Source organism: Tenacibaculum jejuense (genome assembly GCF_900198195.1).
GTDB lineage: Bacteria > Bacteroidota > Bacteroidia > Flavobacteriales > Flavobacteriaceae > Polaribacter > Polaribacter jejuensis.
In genome coordinates, this window is the sequence record NZ_LT899436.1 from 1381632 (window position 1) to 1406252 (window position 24621).

Below are 24621 nucleotides of genomic sequence, written 5' to 3' on the forward strand. Positions count from 1 at the left end.
TTATTTTTTAATGATTTAATGTTCCTGTATTCACTACCGGAGAAGCATCTTTATCACCACAAAGTACAATCATTAAATTACTAACCATTGCAGCTTTACGTTCTTCATCCAGTTCAATAATTTCTTTTTTGTTTAATTCTTCAAGAGCCATTTCTACCATACTTACGGCACCTTCAACAATTTTATGTCTTGCAGCTACAATAGCAGTAGCTTGTTGTCTTTTTAACATGGCATTGGCGATTTCTTGCGCATAAGCTAAGTAACCAATTCGAGCTTCTAAAACTTCTATTCCAGCAATAGCTAAACGCTCTTCCAATTCTTTTTCTAAAGTTTCACTTACTTCGTTTACACTCGAACGTAAAGTAATATCTTCTTCATGACCTTCATCGGCAAAATTATCATAAGGATACATACTAGCTAACTTTCTTACTGCAGCATCAGTTTGTACACGAACAAAGTTTTCATAATTGTCTACATCGAATGCAGCCTTGTAAGTATCTGTAACACGCCATACTAAAATGGTACTAATCATTACTGGATTTCCTAGCTTATCGTTAACCTTTAATCGTTCACTATCAAAATTACTAGCACGTAAAGAAATTTTCTTTTTTGTATAGAAAGGATTAGCCCAATACAATCCGTTTTGTTTTATAGTTCCAATGTATTTTCCAAAAAGTAAAACAACTTTAGAAGTATTTGGATTCACTAGAATAAATCCGAATAACATAATAATAGAAGCTAATAATGAAATTATAAAAAGAGGACTTTCTAATTTTATCATAGCAACTATACTTCCAATAAACAAAATAAAGAATACTAACAGCATTAAATATCCACTAGCTGGTTTGATGATTTTTTCTGATTTCATAAGTTTTAATTTATAATGATATTATTTTGATATCATAAAGATATATTATTTTTTTTGAATTTGCAAACTTTTGAAATAAAGTGCTTTAGAGATAGATAAAATGGTATATTGAAGAGTGAATTCATGGAATAGAGTAAAAAGTGAAGAAAAAGAGGATTTTTTTTAGTTAAAAAGCGTTAATACTTTTTCGATATTTTATGAGATTACTTAATTTTAAAAGATGAAATTCAGATTAATTTTATTGGTATTAGCTTCAACTTTTATTGCTTCTTGTAATACGAAAAACAAGAAAACAACTTCAGCAGATTTAAAAGTGACAGATGGAGCTATAAGAATCTTAAATTACGATCAATTAAAACCCTTATTAGAACAGCAAGATGATAAAGTTCATGTAGTTAATTTTTGGGCTACTTGGTGTAAGCCATGTGTAGAAGAGTTACCTGCATTTGAAAAATTGAATGAAGAATACAAGGATAAAAATGTAGAATTATTACTTGTAAGTTTAGACTTTCCTAATCAAATTCAGAGTGAATTATTACCATTTATAAAAGAGCACGAATTAAAACCAGAAGTTGTGGTTTTAGATGATCCAGATCAAGATAAATGGATTAATGGTATTTCTACAGAATGGTCTGGAGCAATTCCTGCAACTATCATTTATAAGAATGGTAAGAGAGCTTTTTACGAGCAATCATTTAATTATGATTTATTAAATAAAGAATTACAACAATTTTTAAACTAAATATTATGAAAATTTTTAAATCAGTATTTGTATTACTAGTATTAGTAGCTAGTGTAGCTTTTACAGTTAAAGATAAAGGAGCTTATAAAATTGGCGATAAAGTAGATAATTTTATGCTTAAAAATATCGACGGTAAAATGGTTTCTTTAAGTGACTATAACAATGTTAGTGGAGTAGTAGTCATATTCACATGTAATCATTGTCCGTATTCTAAAATGTATGAAGATAGAATTATAGCTTTAGATAAGACATATAAGGACATGGGGTTCCCAGTTGTAGCAATAAACCCAAATGATCCTAGTGTTTCTCAAGGAGATGATTATGAATCTATGAAAGTAAGAGCTAAAGAAAAAGGATTTACTTTTCCATATTTATTCGATGAAGGGCAAAAAGTATATCCAAAATTTGGTGCTACAAAAACACCTCATACTTTTATTCTAAAGAGAAAAAAGAAAGACTTTATTTTATCTTACATTGGAGCCATTGATAACAATGCAAGGGATGCGAGTAATGCCAGCGTTAAGTATGTAGAAGAAGCAATTTTAAGTTTAATAGATGGTGATATGCCTACAAAAACTGAAACTAAAGCTATCGGATGCTCTATTAAAACAAAGAAATAAAAATTATTTAGAAATTATAATTTTATAAATCAATCCCACACGAAATGTGTGGGATTTTTTATTTCTTAATTTTCTAAAAATATGACTTAACAATCTTATAAACTTCATAATATTCTCTTTAACTTTTTATTGAAATAGGGTGATTTTATCTTAACTTGAATGAATGCTAGATTTTGTTATTTGGACGAATTAAAAAATTAGTCCCAAAATGAATCTATTTAAATTTATTCCCTTAGCTGTTCTAGCTATTAGCATGTTTACATCTTGTTCAGATGATAATGATAACAATGATAATGACAGCGAAAAAAGACCATTAATTATTGCTCACAGAGGAGCACAATCTATTTTACCAGAGCATACGATTGAAGGTTTCACAAAAGCAATTGAATTAGAAGCAGATTTTATTGAACCAGATTTAGTTTTAACTAAAGACGGTCATTTAATCGTTAGGCATGAGCCTATGTTATCTGGAACAACTAACGTAGCAGATGTAGAAGCATTCGCAAATTTAAAAACAACAAAAAACTTAGATGGTAAAATGGTAACCGATTGGTTTGCTATAGATTTTACCTTAGCACAAATCAAACAATTAAAAGCAAAACAAGCTTATGCAGGAAGACCAACTAATTTTGATAATCAGTTTGATATTCCAACATTTGAAGAGGTAATTACTTTAGCAAAAACACAAACACAAACTACAGGTAGAACTATTGGAATTTATCCAGAAATTAAACATCCGTATTTCCATAACGAAGTTTTTGGTGCGCATTATATGGAAGATGAATTAATCAAAGTTTTAAAAGAGAATGATTACAATACAATTGAATCTGCAATTTTTGTTCAGTGTTTTGAAGTTGAACCATTACAATATATCAATACAAAATCACCTGTGAAGTTAGTACAGTTGATTTCTACTTATAATATTAATCAAGATGGATCTCTAGATTTTAATGTTCCAGACGGAGATTTCATTTCTTATGGTTCTCCTTATGATTTTTTTATAAACGGAGATCAAAGAACATATGAGTTTTTTACAACCAAAGAAGGAATGGAATTTACAGCTAGTTATGCCGATGGAATTGGGCCATGGAAACCTTTTATTATTTCTTACAAGACAGATGCAAATAATATTACAGTTTTAGAGCCAACAAACTTCATTGAATTAGCTCATGATTACGATTTACAAGTACATCCTTACACATTTAGAAATGAAAACACACAGTGGAGTGGAGGAAACCCAGAAACTGAATATCATTTGTTTTTCAATGCAGGTGTAGATGGATTATTTACTGATTACACTGATGAAGCTGTAAAAGCATTACAAACTTGGAAACAAAATAAAGAGTAAAAAAATAATATGATAACAATGAAAACTACTTTACAGAGAATGTAAAGTAGTTTTTTTATTCTGTTACTTTTAAACGAGCTTTTGCAGAAACAGAAAAATCTGCAAAATCATTGTTTAAATATTTTAAATAACCAACTATAGCAATCATAGCAGCATTATCAGTTGTATATTGAAACTTTGGAATGTAAGTTGTCCATCCCCAATGTTTCTCTGCTAATTGTAGTCGTTTTCTAATTTCAGAATTTGCAGAAACACCACCAGCAATAGCAATATGTTTTATGCCTGTTTGTTTTACAGTGTTTTTTAATTTCTTCATTAATATTTCTACAATTGTATGTTGTATAGAGGCACAAATATCAACTAAGTTTTCTTCTATAAAATTCGGATTCTCTTTTACATTTTTCTGAACAAAATATAAAATCTGAGTTTTTAAACCACTAAAACTAAACTCTAAATCACCAACTTTTGGTTGTGTAAAAGCAAATGCTTTAGGATTTCCTTCTTTGGCGTATTTGTCAATTAAAGGTCCGCCTGGATAAGGTAAACCTAAAATTTTTGCAGATTTATCAAAAGCTTCTCCAACAGCGTCATCTATGGTTTCTCCAAGAACTTCCATTTCAAAATGATTCGAAATTTTCACAATCTGTGTATGTCCACCACTAATGGTTAAACAAATAAAAGGGAAAGGAGGAATTTTACTGCCTTCTTCTTCTATAAAATGTGCTAAAACATGACCTTGCATATGGTTTACATCCAATAAAGGAATATTTAAACCAAGAGCTAAAGATTTGGCAAAAGATGTTCCCACAAGAAGTGAACCCATTAAACCAGGACCTCTTGTAAAAGCAATTCCTCTTAAATCAGATTTTGTAATTCCAGCTTGTGCTATCGCCTGTTGAACCACGGGAACAATATGTTGTTGGTGAGCTCTCGAAGCTAATTCAGGAACTACACCACCATACTTAGCATGAACTTCTTGGTTTGCTACAACATTACTCAAAACTTTACCATTGTGAATTACAGCAGCACTAGTATCGTCACAAGAACTTTCTATACCTAAAATATAAATAGATTTTTCGCTCAAAACTGTTTGAATTTTATCAATGCAAAAATATTCATAATACGTTAGATATTCGTTAAAATTGGCGTTTCTTTGCAATAAGGCAAAATTTTTGTAGTTTCTTTCTGAAAAATTAGGAGTTCGGTATCATTAGAAGAATAAGAAAAATAACGTTTAGAGTTTTAGCAGTATTGGCAGCTCTTTTATTACTTTTAGTAATAGTATTATCTATTCCAGCTGTTCAAAGTAAATTAGCTAAAATCGCTACAAAACGTATAAACGAAGATTTCAATACAAATATTATCATTAAAAAAATTGATTTATCTTTTTTAGGTAATGTTCAGTTGAAAGATGTTGAAATTAGAGACCACCATAACGATACCCTAATTTTCGTAAAAAACCTTAAAACTTCACTTCAAAATGCCAAAAAAGTTGTAGACAATAAAGTAAATTTAGGAGATGTTAGTTTATCTGGAGTTCACTTTTATATGAAGATTTATAAAGATGAAAAAGAAGATAATTTAGCAGTTTTTATAAAAAGCTTTGAAGATGGAAGTGATGATAAAAAAAGTGATACTCCTTTTACTTTAAATGCAAAAAACATTTACTTAGAAGATTTAAATTATAAAATCTCAGATGATAATAGGAGGAGTCCTTTACAATATGCAGCATATAATGCAGGTGGAAGTATTCAAGATTTTAAACTCATAGGTCCAGATGTATATGCCAATATAAGAGGGTTATATTTAACTGATGATAGAGGTTTACATATTACAAATTTAACAACCGATTTTTTTTACAGTAAAACTGAAATGGATTTTAAAAATACGACCATTAAGACTAATAATGGAACATTTTTAAAAGCAGACATTATTTTCGATTACAAACGAAAAGATTTAGCCAGTTTTACAGACAAAGTAAAAATTAAAGCAAACTTTAAGAAAAGTACACTTGCTGTTAAAGATGCAAACAAATTCTATGGAGAACTTAGAGGGAATGATAAATTAATTTTTACTGGTTATGTAGCTGGAACGTTGAATAACTTTAGCGCAAGAAATATTAATATGTACTCAAAGAACGGAATGATCATCCGTGGAGATATGGATTTTGTCAATGCATTTAATACAGATAGAGGTTTTTTATTTGATGCAGATATAGTAAAAGTGTCTTCAAATTATAATCAGTTAAAGAGTATTTTACCAAATGTATTAGGGAAAACATTACCAAGTAATTTCAAAAGAATAGGTAACTTCTCTTTATCAGGTTTATTAAGTTTAACTCCAGATCAAATGGATGCTACACTAAGTTTAGATTCTGAGTTAGGAAGTACAGTTTCAGATTTATTATTTACAAATATAGATGCGATAGACGAAGCAACTTACGATGGAGTTATTGAATTTGTTGATTTTGATATTGGAAAATTTGCAGAAAGTAAAGATTTAAAAAAAGTTTCACTTAAAGCCGATGTACAAGGAAGTGGATTCAACGTAGATAATATCAATTCATCTATTATAGGAAAAGTTACTCGATTAGATTTTAGAGGATATACATATCAAGATCTTAATGTAAATGGTCAGTTTCAAAATAGAAAGTTTGACGGATATCTACAATCAAGTGACGAAAATTTTAAACTGGATTTTAAAGGACTAGCTGATTTTTCTTCTGAAACTCATAAGTTCGATTTTATTGCAGATATTGATAAACTAGATTTAAAGAAAACCAATTTTTTTGATCGTGATAGTATCTCTGAGTTAAAAGGAAAAATTCAATTAGATCTTGTCGGAAATACTTTTGATGATATTATCGGAAAAGCAACTTTTGAAAATCTTATTTACAAAAATGAAAAGAAAACTTTTTCATTTAAAAACTTCAATATTAAATCATCAGTAAAAGATAGCATTAAAACTATTGAAGTGAATTCGTCTGATATTGTAAAAGGAAAGTTAGAAGGGAAATTCTACTTTAATGATATATTACCAGTATTTCAAAATGCTTTAGGTAGTGTTTACACTAACTATGAAGCTATACCAATTGATAAACATCAGTTCTTAAATTTTGATTTTACAATTTATAATCAAATTGTAGGTGTATTTTTACCCGATATATCTATTGGAAAAAATACTAGAATAAAAGGAAGAATTAATTCAGATAAAAATGCGGTTAAACTCACATTTTCTTCACCGAATATAAAAGCCTACGAGAACGACGTTAAAGATGTAGTATTAAGAGTAGATAATAAAAACAAACTATACAACACACATTTAACTGCACAGAAAATAGCTAATAAATATTATGATATTAGCAAACTTAATTTAGTAAATAGAACAGCAAACGATACATTATTTTTTAAGTCTACATTTAAGGGAGGAAAAAAAGAGAAAGAGAGTTATGACTTGAATTTCTTCTATACTATAAATCCAGCTCATGAATCTGTTGTCGGTTTACAAAAATCGACATTCAATCACAATAATTTTGATTGGATAATTAACCCAAAAGCAGATAAAAACAATAAGTTAGCTTTTAACTTAAAACAAAATGTTTATAAACTCAGTCCATTACAACTAATATCAGGAGAACAAAAAATAGATTTAGAAGGAACTTTAATAGGAGAGCACGAAAAAGATATTAAAGCCAGTTTTAAACAGGTAGAATTATTAAGTTTTCTTCCAGAAATGGAAGGGTTAACTTTAGGAGGAGCATTAAATGGTAATGTTGCACTTAAAGAAAAAGGAGGAAAAATAGAACCTAAAGCAGATATTGTTATCAATGATGTTTTAGTGAATGATTTTTCACAAGGTACTCTGAAGGCAAAAATTGAAGGAGAAAACTCATTAAATAAGTATAATGTTGATATCTCTTTACGTGATTATAATTTTGATAACGTAAAAGTAAAAGGTGGTATAGATTTTACAAATACCAAAAAGCCTCAAATTGATTTTAAAGTTAACTTTAAAGAATATGAATTAAATGGTTTTACTGATTTTGGTGGTGAAGTAATTTCGAATATAAGAGGACGTTTATCTGGAGATTTTACAGCTAAAGGATTAGCTTATAATCCTGATTTTAAAGGAGAATTACAACTTGATGATGCTGGTTTAACGTTTCCATATTTAAATATTGACTTTGACCTTATTGAAAACACTAAAATTAAACTAGAAAATCAAACATTCTATATTGGTAATATCATAATAAAAGATACCAAGTATGATACTAAAGGGTATTTAAACGGAACAATTACACACAGTAATTTCGAACAATGGTATTTAAAACTTGATCTAGATACGCCTAATTTATTAGTCTTAGATACAAAAGAAGCTGAAGATATTCCATACTACGGAAAAGGGTTTATTAGAGGAAATGCTAGAATACGAGGTTTAACAAGTAATTTAAGTATAAATGTTAATGGAAGAACAGAAAAAGGAACTTTATTTGTTATTCCTTTAAATGATGTTACTACAATTGATAACTACAAATTAATTCGTTTTAAAACAAATGAAGAAGTAAATCAAGAAGAAATAAGTATTGAAAAAATCAAAGGAGTGAATCTTAAATTTGATTTAGATGTTACTAAAGATGCTATTGCCCAAGTTGTAATTGATAAAGTTTCTGGAAGTGATTTAAAAGGTAGTGGAAATGGAAATTTGCATATAGAAATTGATACACGTGGTAAATTTATTATGGATGGTGCTATTACGATTGATAATGGAGTTTATAATTTTAAATACGGAGGAATTATTAGTAAACCTTTTCAAGTACAACGTGGAGGTACAATTTCGTGGACTGGAGATCCTTTAAAAGCACAGCTCGATTTAACAGCGATTTATCAAACCAAGGCCAATCCTGCTCAATTATTAGATAATATAAATTCGACAAGAAAAATACCTATCGATCTTTACACACATATCACAGGAGGATTATTTGACTCTAAACAAGAATTTGATATAAGAATTCCTAACGCAAATTCTACAGTAGCTTCAGAACTTGAATTTAAATTAAACGAAAATGATATCAATACCAAAATGCAGCATTTTACTTTTTTAATGGCTTTTGGTACGTTTTATAATGAAGAAAATATAGGAAATAGTGCCTCAAACGGATTAACAGGTACTGCAGCTCAAGTGGCTTCAAATATTTTATCAAGTGTAATAAATAAAGAAGATAGTAAATTTAAAATAGGAGTTGCGTACACACAAGGAGATAGAACAAATGTTGAACAACTTCAAAATAATATAGACGATCAGGTCGATTTATCCTTTTCAACTCAAATTTCAGATCGTGTTTTAGTAAATGGAGCTTTAGGTGTTCCTATTGGAACAAATACACAAACAAGCGTAGTAGATGTAAAGGTAGAAGTATTGTTAAATGAAGAAGGTACTTTAAGAGGAACATTCTTTAATAAACCTAATGATATTCAATTTGATATTGATAATGAAGGATATACCCAAGGTTTAGGTTTGTCTTATCAAGTAAATTTCAATACTTTAGGAGAATTAGGTGAGAAGCTAGGGCTAAAGAAAAAGAAGCAAAAAAAGAAAAAAGAAGTAAAAAAAGATAGTATTATTGTAAAGAGAAGTTTGATAAAATTCAAAAAAAAACAAGACACTACAAAAATAAAAGAATGAGCCGAACAACTAAAAACTATATAGTTTTAGCTTTAAAAGGAATGGCAATGGGGGCAGCAGACGTTGTGCCAGGAGTATCAGGAGGAACAATAGCATTTATTTCAGGAATTTACGAAGAATTACTACAATCTATAAGTAATATAAATTTAAGTTTGTTTAAAACCCTAAAAAAAGAAGGGTTGAAAACAGCTTGGCAGCAACTAAATGGGAATTTTTTACTAGCACTATTTTCAGGTATTCTTATAAGTGTTTTGTCACTAGCTAAAATCATTTCTTGGTTATTAGAAACCAAACCAATTTTAGTATGGTCTTTTTTCTTTGGCTTAGTTTTAGCAAGTGTTATTTATGTTGGAAGACAAATCAAACAATGGAATATATTATCATTCATTTTAATAGTTTCAGCTGCTGTAACAGCTTATATAATAACAACTTTACCTCCATTAGTTTCTGAAAGCTCATCAAATATATTTTTATTTCTTTCTGGTGCGATAGCAATTTGCGCTATGATTTTACCTGGAATTTCAGGGTCTTTTATTTTGGTCCTGTTAGGAGCTTACAAGCCAATATTAAATGCGGTAAGTTCTAGAGATTTTGTAACTATTGCTTTTGTTGCATTAGGATCTATAGTTGGATTGTTATCATTTTCAAGAGTATTAAAATGGTTATTTGCAAATTATAAAAACTATACGTTAGCAGCATTAACAGGTTTTATTATCGGTTCATTAAACAAGATCTGGCCTTGGAAAAAGGTTTTAACCTACAGAACTAATTCTCATGGAGAAAAAGAAGCTTTTAACGAATTATCAGTATCCCCTTTTTCTTTTGATGGTGATCCGCAATTAACTTATGCAGTAATTTTATCAATCATTGGTTTTAGCTTAATTATTCTTTTAGAAAAATTAGCAGTTAAAGAGTAATTATTGATACCTTAGAGGTATGTATAAAGAGCGAACATTTCTTGAAAAATTAAATCTTTTTTTAAAAGGTTTAACCATGGGAGGAGCCAATAAAGTTCCTGGAGTATCTGGAGGAATGGTAGCTTTTGTTATGGGCTTCTATGAAGAATTGATTTATACTTTTCAAAGAGTAAATAAAACAGCTTTTAAACTATTAATCAGAGGCAAATTTAGAAGTTTTTCAAAGTATACAAACTTTCAGTTTTTAGTTTGGGTTATGTTGGGAAGCATGTGTAGTTATTTTAGTGTTTCTCTAATACTCGATTATTTTCTTAAGAATTATGAACTTTACGTTTGGGCATGGTTTTTCGGAATGATTATAGGTTCTATCTACTACATTTCTAAAGATTTTGGCAATTGGAATTATAAAAGTATACTTTCCTTAATTATTGGAGCTAGCATTGGATTAGCCATAAGTTTTATGACTCCTGCAAAGGAGAATGATAATTTATGGTTCGTTTTCGTGTGTGGAATTATAGGTGTTTCCGGAATGACTCTCCCAGGTTTATCAGGTTCATTTATTCTTATTTTATTGGGAAATTATGTGTTGCTTTTAGTCGATAGCGTAAATGTTTTTGGAGGAGTAATTGCCAGTGCTTTATCTGGAGATTTTTCAGCATTTAAAGACGCAGTAAAAGTAAGATATTTGAAAATTATATCTGTATTTACTTTGGGTTCGGCCTTTGGCTTAGTTTCAATTTCCCATCTTTTAGGATATGTATTAAAACATTATAAAAATATTGTAACAGCTGTTATTATTGGGTTTATAAGCGGTTCCTTAGGTATTGTTTGGCCTTGGAAAAAAACTATTTATAAACAAGAAGATGGTAAACTCTTATTAGATAGTAAAGGGAATGAAATAGTAGAAAATTATGAGAGATTCATACCAAATATAGGAGAGTTAGATACATGGATTACTATAGGTTTTATTGCAGCTGGAGTACTACTTATTTTAATTATTGATTTTTATGGCAGAAAAAAGAAATAAAAAATTATTCGGATTAGTAGGAAAAAACATTTCCTATTCGTTTTCCAGAGGATATTTTGCAGAAAAATTTCAGAAATTAAATTTACAAGATCATGAGTATGTAAATTTTGACCTTACTGTTATCAATGAGTTAGATGATGTTTTAAAAGAACACGATTCTAGTTTAAAAGGAATGAATGTTACCATACCTTATAAAGAAGAAATACTTCCTTTTTTAGATAAGGTTGATAAAAAAGCTAAAAAGATAGGAGCCGTAAATACCGTTAAAATTACTAAGAAAGGAAAATTAAAAGGATATAATACTGATTATTATGGTTTTAAAAATTCATTAAAACCGTTGTTAAAAAAGAAGCACAAAAAAGCTTTAATTCTGGGTACTGGAGGAGCATCAAAAGCAGTTGCTTATGCATTAAAAAAATTAGATATAGAATATACCTATGTTACTAGAAAGGCAAAAGATGAAACGATGCTTACTTATGATGATTTAAATCAGTCAATAATTGAAGATCATTTAATAATTGTCAATTGTACTCCTTTAGGAACTTCACCAAACATTTCAGAAAAGCCTAACATTCCTTATGAATTTATAGCAAAAGATCATATACTTTATGATTTAATTTATAATCCTGCTGAAACAGCATTTTTAAAATCTGGAAAAGATAACGGAGCTACAATTAAAAACGGATTACAAATGCTAGAGTTACAAGCTGAAAAGGCTTGGGATATCTGGAACTAATATTTTTTTATGTCTAAATAAAAGGATTGCCTTATTTAGAATCAAGATATATTCAATATTCCTTATCTTTATGTTCGAAATCAAATGGAACTATAAACATTTTTAATATGTTAGAAAACAAAGATAAAAGTACTGATGACAATTCAGCTGATGCATTAACTAATAACGAAACAGTTTCTGAGGCTACTCAGTCTGCAGTTAATGAAGTTGAAAATATTGTAGCAGAAAATTCCGAAAAGGAAGAGAAGAAGGAAGAAATTCCTATGCTAGATTACAATGCAATGGAATTAGATCAACTTGTAGTAGAGTTGAAAAAACTATTGAAAAATCATCCAGTTCACCTAATTAAAAATAATGCAGATGAAATTAAGAATGCATTTAATGTAAAATTTGGTAAACTTTTATCAGAAAAGAAAGAACAATTCTTAGCAGAAGGAGGGAATTCGATAGATTTTCAGTTTTCTAGTCCAGTAAAAGTTGAATACAACGGTCTCTTAAGAGAATACAAAGTAAAAAGAGACGCATACTACAAACAAGTTGAAGATCAGCTTAAAGGTAATTTAGAAAAACGTAATACTATTATAGATGAATTAAAATCTTTAATAGAAAATGCAAATCCAAAGACAATGTATAATGAATTTCAAAAAATTCAGGAGCGTTGGAAAAATATAGGAGCAGTTCCAAGAGATCGTTACAACGATACATGGAAAATTTACCATCATCATGTAGAGCGTTTCTATGATTTATTACACTTAAACAAAGATTTTAGAGAACTAGATTTTAAGCATAACTTAGAAGAAAAGCAAAAGTTAATCGCTAGAGCAGAAGCTTTGCTGGAAGTAGAAGATGTAAATGTTGCCTTTAAAGAGTTACAAGAATTACATCGTATTTGGAAAGAAGATGTAGGACCTGTAAACAGAGAATTTAGAGAAGACGTTTGGAATCGTTTTAGTGATGTAACTAAAAAATTACATGATAAGCGTCATGACTACTATAAAGATTTACGCTCTAAACATCAAGAAATTATAGATGCCAAGTTAGTTATTGTAGATAAAATCAATAACTATGATTTCACACAAAATCAAACACATAAAGACTGGCAGAAAAGTATCCGTGAAGTAGAAGCTTTACGTAAGGAATATTTCGATGCAGGTAAGTTACCATACAATAAAAGCGAAGTAGTTTGGCAAAAGTTAAAAGAAGCTACAAAACGTTTCAATACAGCAAAAAATAAATTCTACAAGCAAGAAAAATCTTCTCAAACAGATAACTTAAAGAAGAAAATGGAGTTGGTAGAGCTAGCTGAAAGTTTAAAAGATAGTGACGATTGGGAAACTACAACCAATACAATGAAGCGTATTCAAGCAGATTGGAAAAAGATTGGTCATGTTCCTCGAAAGTATTCTGACGAAATTTGGAATCGTTTTAAAGCTGCTTGTAATGCATATTTTGATCGTTTAAATGCGCATAGAGATGGTGTAAGTCAAGAGCAAGAAGCAATAGTTTCAGAAAAGAAGAAATTCTTAGATGATTTTAAAGCTTTAGAAGGATTAACTATTGAACAAGTTCAAGAATACATCCAAAAATGGAGAGCTTTAGGCCCTTTACCTAGAAATGCTCGACATTTAGATGGAAAATTTAACAAAGCAGTTGACGAAAGCTTAGCTAAATTAAATTTAGGTAGAGAAGAAATTGAACTAATGAAGTTCAAAAATGTTGTTGATGGATATTTAGCTCAAGAAGATTATAGAAAATTAGATAGTGAGCAATTCTTTATTCGTAAGAAGATTACTGAAACTGTGAGAGAAATGCAACAATTAGAGAATAATTTAAGTTTTATTTCTAATGCAACTGAAGACAATCCTTTAGTCCAAAATGTAAGAAAAGGAATTCAAGGATTTAAAGACGAATTAGATATCTGGCAAATGAAGTTAGATTATTTAAAAAAGTTAGATTATTAGTAAGTTCTAACATTGAATAAATATAATAAAAACAGGCTGCTTGAAAAGTAGTTGAAAATGGGATTCTAAATTTATTTTGGAATCCCATTTTTCTGATTATCAGTTATGATGAGAAACTGAATCAAGTTCAGTTTGACGAAAAAATAATCTTTTAGACAGTTTCTTTCTTAATCAGTATATATAGGAAACTCTTTACGTTCCGTTAATGCTTCGGCAATAAAGTTTTGTGATTCTTAAGAGTAGAGGTCCCACTTTGACCTATATTATAATAGATTCTCATACTACTTCCTCATTTACGAATATTATTAATTTTTATCCCAAATAAGTACAAATTGGTCCCAATTATTACTGGGATTAAGTTTATATAATTTTTAATCAGTACTTATTTTACATTTTTATATCACATGCTTAAGGTACGAATGACTATTGGTTTGTAGTAATTCTATTTTTATTTAGCATTAATGTAAAGTAAAATGATAATATAAATTCAATTTTTATGAAGAAAACAATTTTAAATTTAGATGGGGTAAAAGTATTAAACAAGAAAAGTTTAAAGCAAATTAACGGAGGTAATGGTGATAATGCATGTTTTTGGACATGTGATGCGGCTTGCATTGCGGGAGGTTCAGGTGATATATTGGAAGATATTGAGTGTTCTTTAGACTGTTGGGATTTGTGTTCAAGTTAAAGTAGTGTATTAGCTCCTTGATTTATCATTAAAAGAAAAACCTCGAATAGACTTCGAGGTTTTTAATATATGTTTCTAGATATTAAGAGAATAAATTATCAATTTTTTCTTTCTCTTCAGCAGCTAAAGCAGCGTCAACTAAGATTCTACCACTGTGCTCATCTATTGTAATCTTTTTTCTATTAGCTATTTCTAATTGTACTTGTGGAGGAATAGTAAAGAAAGACCCACCAGCAGCTCCACGCTCAATAGAAACTACAGCTAATCCATTTTTAACTTTATTACGAATTCTTTTGTAAGCTGTTAATAAATGTCTGTCTATAGATTCTGAAAATTCTACAGACTTTTCCTGTAATAATTTTTCTTCTTTTTCAGTTTCTTTTAAAATAGCGTCTAACTCAGATTTCTTAGCATTTAAGTGTCCTTCTTGTTGAGCTAATTTTTCTTTGGTGTTTTCAACTACTTGTTTCTTCTGAGAAATTTTAGCCTTAAACTCTTTAATTCTTTTTTCAGCTAATTGAATTTCTAACTCTTGATATTCAGTTTCTTTGCTTAAAGAATCAAACTCTCTATTGTTACGAACATTTTTTTGTTGTTCTTGATATTTCTTAATTAGAGATTTAGCCTCTTCAATAACTAACTTTTTGTTACTAATGTCAGTATCTAAGTTAGAAATATCTTGTGCTAAGTTAGAAAGTCTGGTATTTAATCCGGCAACATCATCTTCTAAATCTTCTACTTCTAAAGGTAATTCTCCGCGAACATTTCTAATTTCATCAATTCTAGAATCGATTAACTGTAAGTCGTATAACGCTCTTAGCTTTTGTTCTACCGTTACTTCTTTTTTTGCCATCTTTAAATATAATGTATTGGATTCGTATTTTCTTCGCTTAAAATAATTGCAAAATTAGTAAATTTTTTCGTAAGATAATCAACTAAAAGGTTTTTTGTATACTGTTCACTTTCATAATGTCCAATATCTGTAAGTAAAATCTTATGTTCAGCCTTATAGAATTCATGATATTTGAAATCTGCACTAATGTATGCATCTGCTTTTTCTCGTATGGCATTAGAAATTGCAAAACTACCAGAACCTCCTAAAACGGCTACTTTTTGTATAGGTTTATTTAAGAGTTCTGAGTGTCTAACACAACCAGTTTTGAAAGTAGATTTTACAAATTTTAAAAATTCATTTTCTTGCATAGGAGAACTAAACTCGCCAATCATTCCCATTCCTACTAATTGATTTTTATTATCTAAAGTGATAATTTCATAAGCTACTTCTTCATATGGATGATTCTTATGTAATGCATTTAAAATTTTTCCTTCTACATGATTTTCATAGGTAACACTTATACAAGTTTCTTCTTCAAAATGCAATGTTCCTTTTTGTCCAATTGTAGGATTTGAGTTTTCGTTTCCTCTGTAACTACCTTTTCCTTCAATATTAAAAGAGCATTGATCATAATTTCCAATGTTCCCAGCACCAACTTCAAATAAAGCATTTCTTAATTCATCAGCATTGTTGTTAGGCACATAAGTTGTTAGCTTTTTTATTTGTTTCTTTTTAGGAATTAGAACTTTAGTGTTTTCTAAACCTAAAACTTCGCACATTTTTGCAGAAACACCATTGTTAGAATTATCTAAAGCGGTATGAGTAGCATAAATAGCAATATCATTTTTAATGGCTTTTAAAACCACACGTTCTACATAATTATTCCCATTCAATTTCTTTAAACCACCAAAAATAATAGGATGAAAGCTTACAATTAAATTACAATTCTTTGCAATGGCTTCATCTACGGTTTTTTCTAAAGTATCTAAAGTTACCAATACACCAGTTACTTTAGTATTGTAGTTTCCAACTAATAATCCTACGTTATCAAAGTCCTCAGCATAAGCTAAAGGAGCTAATTCTTCTATATAATTTGTAATATCTCTTACGATCATAGTATCTGTTTTCCTAAGGGTAAAGTTAATATTTTTAATGTATTTTCGCTCTAATGAAAGCCATTAGATATCTATTATTTCCTTTTGCAATTATTTATGATTTTATAACTACTCTCCGTAATTTATTTTATGATAAAGGAATATTTAAATCTACAGAATTTGATTTACCAGTTATCGCTGTTGGAAATTTAAGCACAGGAGGAACTGGAAAATCTCCGCAAATAGAATATTTAATTCGTTTGTTGAAAGATGATTATAAAGTTGCGGTTTTAAGTAGAGGCTATAAGAGAAGAACTAAAGGGTTTATTGTATTAAATGATCGTCATAATGCAGAAGATGTGGGAGATGAGCCTTTACAATTTTTTTCAAAGTTTAAAGAAGATGTGACTGTTGCGGTGGATGCTGACAGAACTAATGGCATACAACAACTGATATCTACAGTTAATCCGGAAGTGATTTTACTAGATGATGCTTTTCAACACAGAAAAGTAAAAGCAGGTTATTATATATTGCTCACAAAATTTAATGAGTTGTATTGTGATGATTTTATACTACCAACAGGAAATTTAAGAGAGAGTAGAAGAGGAAGTAAAAGAGCAAATAGTATTATCGTAACCAAATGTCCTGAACATCTTTCTGAAGCTGAAATGACGACTATTCGAAAGAAATTAAAGGTAGGTGATAATCAAAAAGTATATTTTTCCACAATAGGTTACAACAAACAATTAAAAGGATCAGAAAATATAACTCTTGAAGAATTACAAGATAAAGATTTGGTATTAGTTACAGGAATTGCAAATCCAGATCCATTATTGGCATATTTAAAAAAGAACGAACTAAGGTTTACTCATATCAACTATCCTGATCATCATAATTTTACAGACTCAGATATTTCTAAAATAGAAAAAACTTTAAATTCAATTGTTTCTGAAAAGAAATTAATCTTAACTACAGAAAAAGATTATATGAGATTACAAGATAAAATCTCCAACTTAGTATACATTTCTATTGAAACTAGGTTTTTAGCTGAAGAAAAGCTTTTTACATCTGATATTGTAGATTTTATAAAAGGTTAAATTTGTATATTGGCATTGTTTTTGCTCCCGAGCATATATAAAATGAATTCAATGGGAAGAATAATTTACACTTTATTATTAGTTTTTTCAGTAACATTAGGTTTACATGCTCAACAGGAAAATGAAGTAAAAACCGATGCTGAAAAAAGTATTTGGTCGCCTACAATGAAAGCCGCAATTGAAAAAGCAACTACAGAAAATAAGCCTATTTTAATTTATTTCACAGGTTCAGATTGGTGTGGACCATGTATTAATTTAGACAAAAATTTATTTCATACAGAAAAATTTGAAGAGTTTGCTACTGAAAATCTAGCTTTATATACAGCAGATTTTCCTAGAAACAGAGATTTAGTAAGCAAAGAAAATAGAAAAATAAACAAAGAACTAATTCACAGGTATGATCAAAGTTCTTTTCCTACTATAATATTGGTTGATGCTAAAGGTGAAGTGTTAGGAAGAAAAAATGGGGCTTATTTACCAGAATACTATTTTCCCTTCTTTGAAAAAATAGTCAGTCAATACAAATAAAATGTCATCTTGAATAAGAATCAAAATGACATTTTATACTGTTGTTTAGTTTTTTAATTAAACATATTTTTTACCAAAAGATTCTCTTGCTTCTGCCATGATTTTTTTGATATCTTGATCATCTTTTCTTGGACAAATCATAATAACATCTTTTTTCTCAACAACAATAAAGTCTTGTAATCCTTGAACAACAACTCGTTTTCCGTTTTGTGTACGAATCATGTTTCCTTTAGCATCTCTAAAAATAACGTTGGCCCCTACAACTGCATTTTCTTGTTCGTCTTTTTTCAGTTTTCCATATAAAGATCCCCAAGTTCCTAGATCATTCCAGCCAAAATCAACAGGAAGCACATGAACATTATTGGCTCTTTCCATAACAGCAAAATCTATCGAAATATTTTCACATTTTCCATAATTGTTTTGAATAAAATCATCTTCAAAATCTGTGTTATAAGCCTTGTTGTTATCATCAAGAACATCAACCATTTCAGGTAAGTATGTTTTAAATGCTTCTATAATACTTTTAGCAGACCAAATGAAAATCCCTGCATTCCATAAGTAATCTCCACTTTCTAAAAATTGTTGAGCGGTTTCTAAATCAGGTTTTTCTGTAAATCGAGTTACTTTTTTTATCTCTGTAGAGTTTCTTTCGTAACGAATATAACCATAACCTGTATTAGGATGATCTGGCTGAATTCCTAAAGTCATCAAAATGTCTTCTTTAGAACATGCTTCAAAAGAAGTTTTAATGTTTCGTAAAAACTCACCTTCATCTTTTATCCAATGATCAGAAGGAGCAACTAACATTACTGCGTCAGGATTTTGATTATAAATTTTTAAAGCAGCATACAATATACAAGGTGCTGTATTACGCATTACAGGTTCTAATAAGAGTTGTCTGTTACCAAGTTGAGGTAATTGTTGTAGCACTAATTTTTCATAATTAGTGTTTGTTGCAATTAAAATATTACTGGTAGGTACAAGTTCATTAATACGTTCAAAAGTTCTTTGAATTAAAGATTGACCAGTTCCCAACATGTCATGAAATTGTTTAGGGAATTTTTGTGTACTTACAGGCCAGAACCTTGAGCCAACTCCTCCGGCCATTATAATAGCGTAATAATTTTTAGTCATAGTGGGTGTGTTTTTATGTCAATTCAACAATTGAAACTTCTATATTTTGATTAAAGAGATATACTTGTTTGTTTTTTAAATTTAAGCATTCATATCGAGTTCTACGCCTTTTTCCCATTTTATAGGTGTTTTTCTTGTATTGAAAAAAAGCTCCTTCAGGGATTTCAAAAACAAAGTTCTTTCCAGTTTTAGCGGTATTTCCTTTTAAAGCTAAAGCTAGTTTTGGATCAGAATCAGTGCTTGCTTTGGGGTTTTTAAAATGGTTTGCAAGTAATGGGAGTATGTGATTTGGATAAATATCAGGACGTAAAAAAGGAAGCATTAAATGCTGAAAAACAGTTTTCCATTCTTTACCATGAGGTTGCACTCTACCAAATTTTTTATAGGTTACATGATGAGCAATTTCGTGAACAAGCGTAAGTAAAAATTGATATTTATTTAAATTATTATTTACAGTAATCTGAGTTTTACCATTAGCAAATGTTCTAAAATCACCATGCTTAGTTTGTCGTTCGTTTACAATTTTAAGATTAATCGCATACTTCTTAATTAAATATTCTACTAAAGGAAAAGAATTTTCTGGTATGTATGGGATAAGTGTTGCTCTCAATTGTATTAAGTTCTTAGATAAGAAAAAGTTATAAGTTCACTTTAGCGTGAATTATAAAATTCTAAAACTATAATAAAAATTAACTTTATACTAGTTTTAGACTATTAAAATGAAAAAAATCATTGAAATTTTTACTACTTTCATTTTAAAGAAAATGAATTATTATTTTAAGAAAATATATACACTTGAAAATAAGATAAAATACTTCTTAGAATTCATTTCTTATTAAAGTTGTTATGGTGATTTTTGAGTAAAAATAAGCTATAAATTATTTTTTTGATAGGTAATTATATTTCACCAAGTCAGATTGATTTTTTACCAAGTGCTTTTCTCCATTTTTAATAATGTAATTTATATTAGTGATTTTTAAAACATCATTATAATAATGGTCTGTGATAATAATTCCCTTCTTTTCTTTCAGCTTCATGAGTAAATCAGATATGATTTTTATGTAGTTAGGTTCTACCATCGAAAAAGGTTCATCTAACAATAAAAACGGATGATTTAACTGACCAATTAATACTATTTCTAAGTAACGTAGTTCTCCAATGGACAATGTACCAATCTTTTGATTTTCAAAACTTGCAATTTTCTGATCATAAAAAACCTTTTCTTGATCTTCTGGTTTCGAAAAAAATAAAGGAATTATAGTTCTTACTTTTTTCTCTTTGGGTAAAAATGTGTTTTGAGGTAAATATCCAATCAGTCGACGTTTTATGATGTCTTTTTGTGTAATGATTTCATTATTAATTTTAATGGAAATACGACTAACTTGAAGTGTGCCAAACAAAGCTTTTAAAAGTGTTGATTTACCTGAACCATTTCTTCCAAAAACACCAATAATATCTCCTGTATTACATTCAATAGCAACGTTGTTTAATATTTGTTTGTCACGAAAATAAATGTTTATGTTGGAAGCTTTTAGTTTCATATTAAAAAAGAAAAAGTAAAATAGAAACTAATAATGAGACAATACTATTGATAAGAAATACATTGAAAACTAAGTTTTTCTTAGTAAATCCCAAATTATGATATATATAATATTCGTTCTCTTTAAAAAGATGAAAACCCCAATAGCCAACGAATATACCAAATGACGCAAAGTTAAGGACACCCCATAATGCATTTGAAAATAAACCTATTACTAGAGAAAATACAAGATTTAGAAAATTAATATCAATGTAATATTTCAAAAAAGCAGTATAATTCATACAATTGTATTTGTAATTCATTACAATAATATATTTAGCTCTGCGATTACAGTAATAATTATATGTTAAATATGATTTTAGTTTCTATTTAAGGTGTAGAGCTAGAAACTTGAAGAACCTTTCCATTATAAAATTTATTTCCAGTTAGTGAAAAGTTATAAATATAGTCAGCCATTTCAGTTGGAGATAATGGAGCTTGATAACCAGGAAAAGCTTCTTCCAACATTTCAGTTTGAACTGCACCTATAGCAAGTACGTTAAAAGCTACTTGTTGTTCTTTGTATTCTTCAGCAAGTAATTCTGATAACGTAATAACAGCTCCTTTTGCAGAACTATATGCTGCTAAACCAGGGAATTTCATACTACCTTGTATTCCTCCCATACTACTTATTGTTACCACATGACTTCCAGATTTCATAAATGGAAGTAAGCTTTTAGTAAGAGAAGCCACTCCAAACACATTAACTTGATATACTTTTAAGAAATCATCAGTTGTTAATTCATGAAAAGGTTTATTTATTAACATACCAGCATTATTCACCAAAATATCTACAGTAGAATTCCATTGATTTTTCACGAAATCAGCTGCATTCAAAATATCGTCTTCCTTAGAAATATCCGTAGCAATAGTCGTTATGTTTTCATGACTTACTTTAGCTAAAGAACTTGTGTTTCTAGACAACGCCAGAACTTTGTGTCCGTTATTTGCAAATTGTAGTGCTAATTCATAGCCAATTCCTCTACTAGTTCCTGTAATAACAATATGTTTACTCATGTGTTTTATGTTTTAATCTAAGCGATGTTTTAGAGTATTTCACTTTCTTTTAATAAAGAGTTGTTTCTGATTTTATTTTTCGTGTTTACTATTTCCTGTGAATGCTAAATCTGATTATCTAATATTGGAGAAGAACGGAAGTTTTTTGTACACACTTTTGACTTTTTGATTACGTCGGTTTTTCTAAATAATATCTTTTTTTAAATTCATGTAGATCATCTTTAAGTGTAAAAAGAATTGTCTATTCAAGTTGATTTACTTAATTCCTTACTTCATCATATTAGGAAGAAGTTTGATCAAAAAAGATATAGAAAACGATATTTTATATTAAATCAAGATCTAAAAAATCTAAGAAATTGTCACCTGCAGCATTATCGTAATTGTCGTATTGTACTTGTTTAATTCCGTTAGTGTCTAAACCTTCTTCTATTTGTAAAAAGCGAAATATAATTTTATATGTTCTAATGATAACCCAAGGTGTAGCAATTCCAAAAGTAAAAATGATTAATAAAAAATTAACTATAATTAATTCAAAGACATCGCCAGCTTTCATTTCTAATGAAAACTTTACTTTTCTTCCATTTTGTGTAATTTCTGTATTGTTGGCATAATAAGCTAATAATTCTTTATAGTACCAAAATGTATAAATTCCCAGAGTAAGATAAAACAAGAAAAAGAATTTAAGATTCATCCAAAATAAAGTGCTTCCTTCACCTTTAAAATCAAAAGATAAATTCCCCAAACGTAGGTGGCTGAAAATATATTTACGTATATCTACAGCAAACCAAGGAGAATAAATACCTAAAGTTAAAATAGTTAATAATAATCCGATTAAAAATTTCCAGAATAACTCCATTCTATTCCCTAAGTATTTAAAATAAATACCTTTCCATGAACTCCTAGAAGTTCTGTAACGCATAGCTCCATGAATTGCAAAAGGAATCAATAAAATAATAAAAAGATAAAATACTCCTATAGAAATACCGAATGTTGTAGGGTTATTACTTACAACTCCGTAGATCAAAAAAACATAAAGTAGAAGTAAGAAAACATATACTTTAATAAACCCTTTAAAAACTTCCTTTCCCGTTCCATGAAATGCGAATCTGGCCTTATCTAATTCTGTTGACTGATAATGATATTTTAAAAACTCAACTTTAGCCCAAGGATAATATAAACCAAAACTAACAAGAGTTAAGAATAGGTTTTTAAAGAAAATAGCGGCAAACTCACCACCTTTTCCAAAATATGTAAAACGCTTTTTTTCTGATTGTAAACGATTAAGAAAATCCATAGAAACTTATATAATACAACGTAAAAATGCAATAATATTTTAAAGTATACAACTTTTAGAATTTTACTATAACTTTGATTATTTAACTCCCAAAAAACTAAATACTAATGAGAAAATATTTTTTATTGTACGTACTAGTGTTTTTACAGAGTGCTGTTTTTGCTCAAAAAACATACATTTTCTGTGGAAACCTTTTAGATACAAAGTCTGGTAAACTATTATCAAAACAAACCATTATCATTGAAAAAAATAAAATTGTAGATGTAGTTTCTGGTTACACCAAACCAAAAAGTAAAAAGGATAAAACTATTGATTTAAAAAACAAGTATGTACTTCCGGGTTTAATTGATATGCATGTGCATATAGAAAATGAGTTTGGACCAACAACACGTTTAGATCGTTATATTTTAGACGAGGCTGACATTGCTTTTAATTCTGTAGGATTTGCCAAAACAACATTATTAAAAGGATTTACGACTGTAAGAGATTTAGGAGGAACAGGTGTTAATATATCTATTCGTAAAGCAATTAATAAAGGAAAAATTCCTGGTCCAAGAGTAATAACAGCAGGTAAGATGATAGCATCTACTGGCGGACATGCAGATCCAACAAACGGAAGTAGAAGAGTCTTAATAGGAAATCCTGGACCGAAAGAAGGCGTTGTTAATAGTGTTGATGATGCCAAAAAAGCAGTGCGTCAACGTTATAAAAACGGAGCCGATTGTATAAAAATTACGGCTACAGGAGGTGTGTTAAGTGTAGCGAAAAGTGGAGATAATCCGCAGTTTACCATTGAAGAAGTAAAAGCTATTTGTGAAACAGCTAAAGACTATGGAATGCATGTAGCTGCTCATGCTCATGGAGATGTAGGAATGCAACGTGCCGTAATTGGTGGTGTAAAAACAATTGAACATGGAACTTACATGAGTGAAGCCACGATGGATTTAATGAAAAAGTATAATGCTTATTTAGTTCCAACGATAACTGCTGGTAAAGAAGTGGAAGAAAAAGCAAAAATTGAAGGATATTATCCTGCTATTGTTGTACCTAAAGCATTGGCAGTTGGACCACAAATTCAAGGAACTTTTGCAAAAGCATATAAAAGAGGAGTAGGGATTGCTTTTGGAACAGATGCAGGAGTATTCAAGCATGGAAAAAACGCAAAAGAGTTTGGTTATATGGTTGAAGCAGGAATGCCTGAAATTGAAGCAATACAATCTGCAACAATAACAAATGCAAAAATTTTAAAAATGGAGAGTGAGGTAGGACAGGTGGAAAAAGGTTTCTTTGCTGATATTATCGCTGTAAATGAAAATCCATTAAAGAATGTAAAAACAATTGAAAATGTTGTTTTTGTTATGAAAAATGGAGAAGTTTATAAGAATGAATAGACATAAAAAGAGTTTATAAAAAAGGCTTTTACATTTTTGTAAAAGCCTTTTTATTATATAATT

The 24621-nt window shown here is 29.3% G+C and carries 21 protein-coding genes; 12 read left to right on the forward strand and 9 right to left on the reverse strand.

All coding sequences use genetic code 11. The features are described 5' to 3' along the window. Positions 1-7: 7 nt before the first annotated feature. Positions 8-868 carry an SPFH domain-containing protein gene (locus AQ1685_RS06305; RefSeq protein WP_095070434.1) on the reverse strand — a complete coding sequence of 287 codons (861 nt, stop codon included), beginning with the start codon at positions 866-868 and terminating at the stop codon, positions 8-10. 220 nt (positions 869-1088) lie between these two features. Here AQ1685_RS06305 and AQ1685_RS06310 point away from each other — a divergent pair, with 220 nt between their 5' ends. The 3 genes from AQ1685_RS06310 (at position 1089) to AQ1685_RS06320 (ending at position 3578) form a co-directional block, all read left to right on the forward strand. Next, entirely contained in the window at positions 1089-1610 is a 522-nt protein-coding gene (locus AQ1685_RS06310) for a TlpA disulfide reductase family protein (RefSeq protein ID WP_095070435.1), read from the forward strand. A 5-nt stretch (positions 1611-1615) separates the two neighbouring features. Continuing rightward, on the forward strand, positions 1616-2230 hold the full coding sequence (locus tag AQ1685_RS06315; RefSeq protein ID WP_095070437.1) for a thioredoxin family protein: 615 nt from the start codon (positions 1616-1618) through the stop codon (positions 2228-2230). A gap of 208 nt (positions 2231-2438) precedes the next feature. Next, positions 2439-3578, forward strand: coding sequence for a glycerophosphodiester phosphodiesterase (locus AQ1685_RS06320; RefSeq protein WP_095070438.1), 1140 nt, complete (start codon positions 2439-2441; stop codon positions 3576-3578). 55 nt (positions 3579-3633) lie between these two features. Here AQ1685_RS06320 and tsaD read toward each other — a convergent pair whose 3' ends face one another. Next, positions 3634-4662: a tRNA (adenosine(37)-N6)-threonylcarbamoyltransferase complex transferase subunit TsaD gene (gene tsaD, locus AQ1685_RS06325; RefSeq protein WP_095075016.1), complete on the reverse strand. Its 1029-nt coding sequence runs from the start codon at positions 4660-4662 to the stop codon at positions 3634-3636. Positions 4663-4829: 167 nt separating this feature from the next. Between tsaD and AQ1685_RS06330 the strand changes: the two genes are divergently transcribed. The 6 genes from AQ1685_RS06330 to AQ1685_RS06355 all read left to right on the forward strand — a co-directional run bounded on the left by AQ1685_RS06330 (position 4830) and on the right by AQ1685_RS06355 (position 14589). Continuing rightward, positions 4830-9260: a translocation/assembly module TamB domain-containing protein gene (locus AQ1685_RS06330; RefSeq protein WP_095070440.1), complete on the forward strand. Its 4431-nt coding sequence runs from the start codon at positions 4830-4832 to the stop codon at positions 9258-9260. Next, positions 9257-10177 (forward strand): DUF368 domain-containing protein, encoded by a 921-nt coding sequence (locus AQ1685_RS06335; RefSeq protein ID WP_095070442.1) that lies wholly within the window; start codon positions 9257-9259, stop codon positions 10175-10177. The genes AQ1685_RS06330 and AQ1685_RS06335 overlap by 4 nt, the downstream gene beginning before the upstream one ends. Positions 10178-10196: 19 nt before the next feature. Next, a complete protein-coding gene (locus AQ1685_RS06340; protein WP_095070444.1) occupies positions 10197-11204 on the forward strand; it encodes a DUF368 domain-containing protein in 1008 nt (335 codons plus the stop codon). After that, a complete protein-coding gene (locus AQ1685_RS06345) occupies positions 11185-11940 on the forward strand; it encodes a shikimate dehydrogenase family protein (protein ID WP_095070446.1) in 756 nt (251 codons plus the stop codon). Before AQ1685_RS06340 ends, AQ1685_RS06345 begins: the two co-directional genes overlap by 20 nt. Positions 11941-12047: 107 nt before the next feature. Then, the gene (locus AQ1685_RS06350; protein ID WP_095070448.1) at positions 12048-13901 is read left to right on the forward strand and encodes a DUF349 domain-containing protein; all 1854 of its coding nucleotides are present in this window, start codon (positions 12048-12050) and stop codon (positions 13899-13901) included. Positions 13902-14397: 496 nt separating this feature from the next. Further along, positions 14398-14589, forward strand: coding sequence for a bacteriocin (locus AQ1685_RS06355; RefSeq protein WP_095070450.1), 192 nt, complete (start codon positions 14398-14400; stop codon positions 14587-14589). An 82-nt stretch (positions 14590-14671) separates the two neighbouring features. Here AQ1685_RS06355 and AQ1685_RS06360 read toward each other — a convergent pair whose 3' ends face one another. Both AQ1685_RS06360 and AQ1685_RS06365 read right to left on the reverse strand, forming a co-directional pair. Beyond that, positions 14672-15442 (reverse strand): zinc ribbon domain-containing protein, encoded by a 771-nt coding sequence (locus AQ1685_RS06360; RefSeq protein ID WP_095070452.1) that lies wholly within the window; start codon positions 15440-15442, stop codon positions 14672-14674. Positions 15443-15444: 2 nt separating this feature from the next. Then, on the reverse strand, positions 15445-16539 hold the full coding sequence (locus tag AQ1685_RS06365; protein ID WP_095070454.1) for a Nif3-like dinuclear metal center hexameric protein: 1095 nt from the start codon (positions 16537-16539) through the stop codon (positions 15445-15447). A gap of 53 nt (positions 16540-16592) precedes the next feature. Here AQ1685_RS06365 and lpxK point away from each other — a divergent pair, with 53 nt between their 5' ends. Together lpxK and AQ1685_RS06375 are read left to right on the forward strand one after the other, a co-directional pair. Beyond that, the gene (gene lpxK / locus AQ1685_RS06370; protein ID WP_095070455.1) at positions 16593-17615 is read left to right on the forward strand and encodes a tetraacyldisaccharide 4'-kinase; all 1023 of its coding nucleotides are present in this window, start codon (positions 16593-16595) and stop codon (positions 17613-17615) included. 51 nt (positions 17616-17666) lie between these two features. Then, a complete protein-coding gene (locus AQ1685_RS06375; RefSeq protein ID WP_157730133.1) occupies positions 17667-18143 on the forward strand; it encodes a thioredoxin family protein in 477 nt (158 codons plus the stop codon). A 57-nt stretch (positions 18144-18200) separates the two neighbouring features. On the opposite strand, the gene AQ1685_RS06380 is transcribed toward AQ1685_RS06375, so the two are convergent. The 5 genes from AQ1685_RS06380 to AQ1685_RS06400 all read right to left on the reverse strand — a co-directional run bounded on the left by AQ1685_RS06380 (position 18201) and on the right by AQ1685_RS06400 (position 23167). Then, positions 18201-19277 carry a mannose-1-phosphate guanylyltransferase gene (locus tag AQ1685_RS06380; protein ID WP_095070459.1) on the reverse strand — a complete coding sequence of 359 codons (1077 nt, stop codon included), beginning with the start codon at positions 19275-19277 and terminating at the stop codon, positions 18201-18203. A 13-nt stretch (positions 19278-19290) separates the two neighbouring features. After that, on the reverse strand, positions 19291-19887 hold the full coding sequence (locus AQ1685_RS06385) for a SprT-like domain-containing protein (RefSeq protein WP_095070460.1): 597 nt from the start codon (positions 19885-19887) through the stop codon (positions 19291-19293). Positions 19888-20155: 268 nt separating this feature from the next. Further along, on the reverse strand, positions 20156-20818 hold the full coding sequence (locus AQ1685_RS06390; protein WP_095070462.1) for an ATP-binding cassette domain-containing protein: 663 nt from the start codon (positions 20816-20818) through the stop codon (positions 20156-20158). 368 nt (positions 20819-21186) lie between these two features. Further along, positions 21187-21873 carry an SDR family NAD(P)-dependent oxidoreductase gene (locus tag AQ1685_RS06395; protein WP_095070466.1) on the reverse strand — a complete coding sequence of 229 codons (687 nt, stop codon included), beginning with the start codon at positions 21871-21873 and terminating at the stop codon, positions 21187-21189. A gap of 322 nt (positions 21874-22195) precedes the next feature. Then, the gene (locus tag AQ1685_RS06400; protein WP_095070469.1) at positions 22196-23167 is read right to left on the reverse strand and encodes a YjgN family protein; all 972 of its coding nucleotides are present in this window, start codon (positions 23165-23167) and stop codon (positions 22196-22198) included. A 107-nt stretch (positions 23168-23274) separates the two neighbouring features. Between AQ1685_RS06400 and AQ1685_RS06405 the strand changes: the two genes are divergently transcribed. Next, positions 23275-24558 (forward strand): metal-dependent hydrolase family protein, encoded by a 1284-nt coding sequence (locus AQ1685_RS06405; protein ID WP_095070471.1) that lies wholly within the window; start codon positions 23275-23277, stop codon positions 24556-24558. Positions 24559-24621 lie beyond the last annotated feature (63 nt).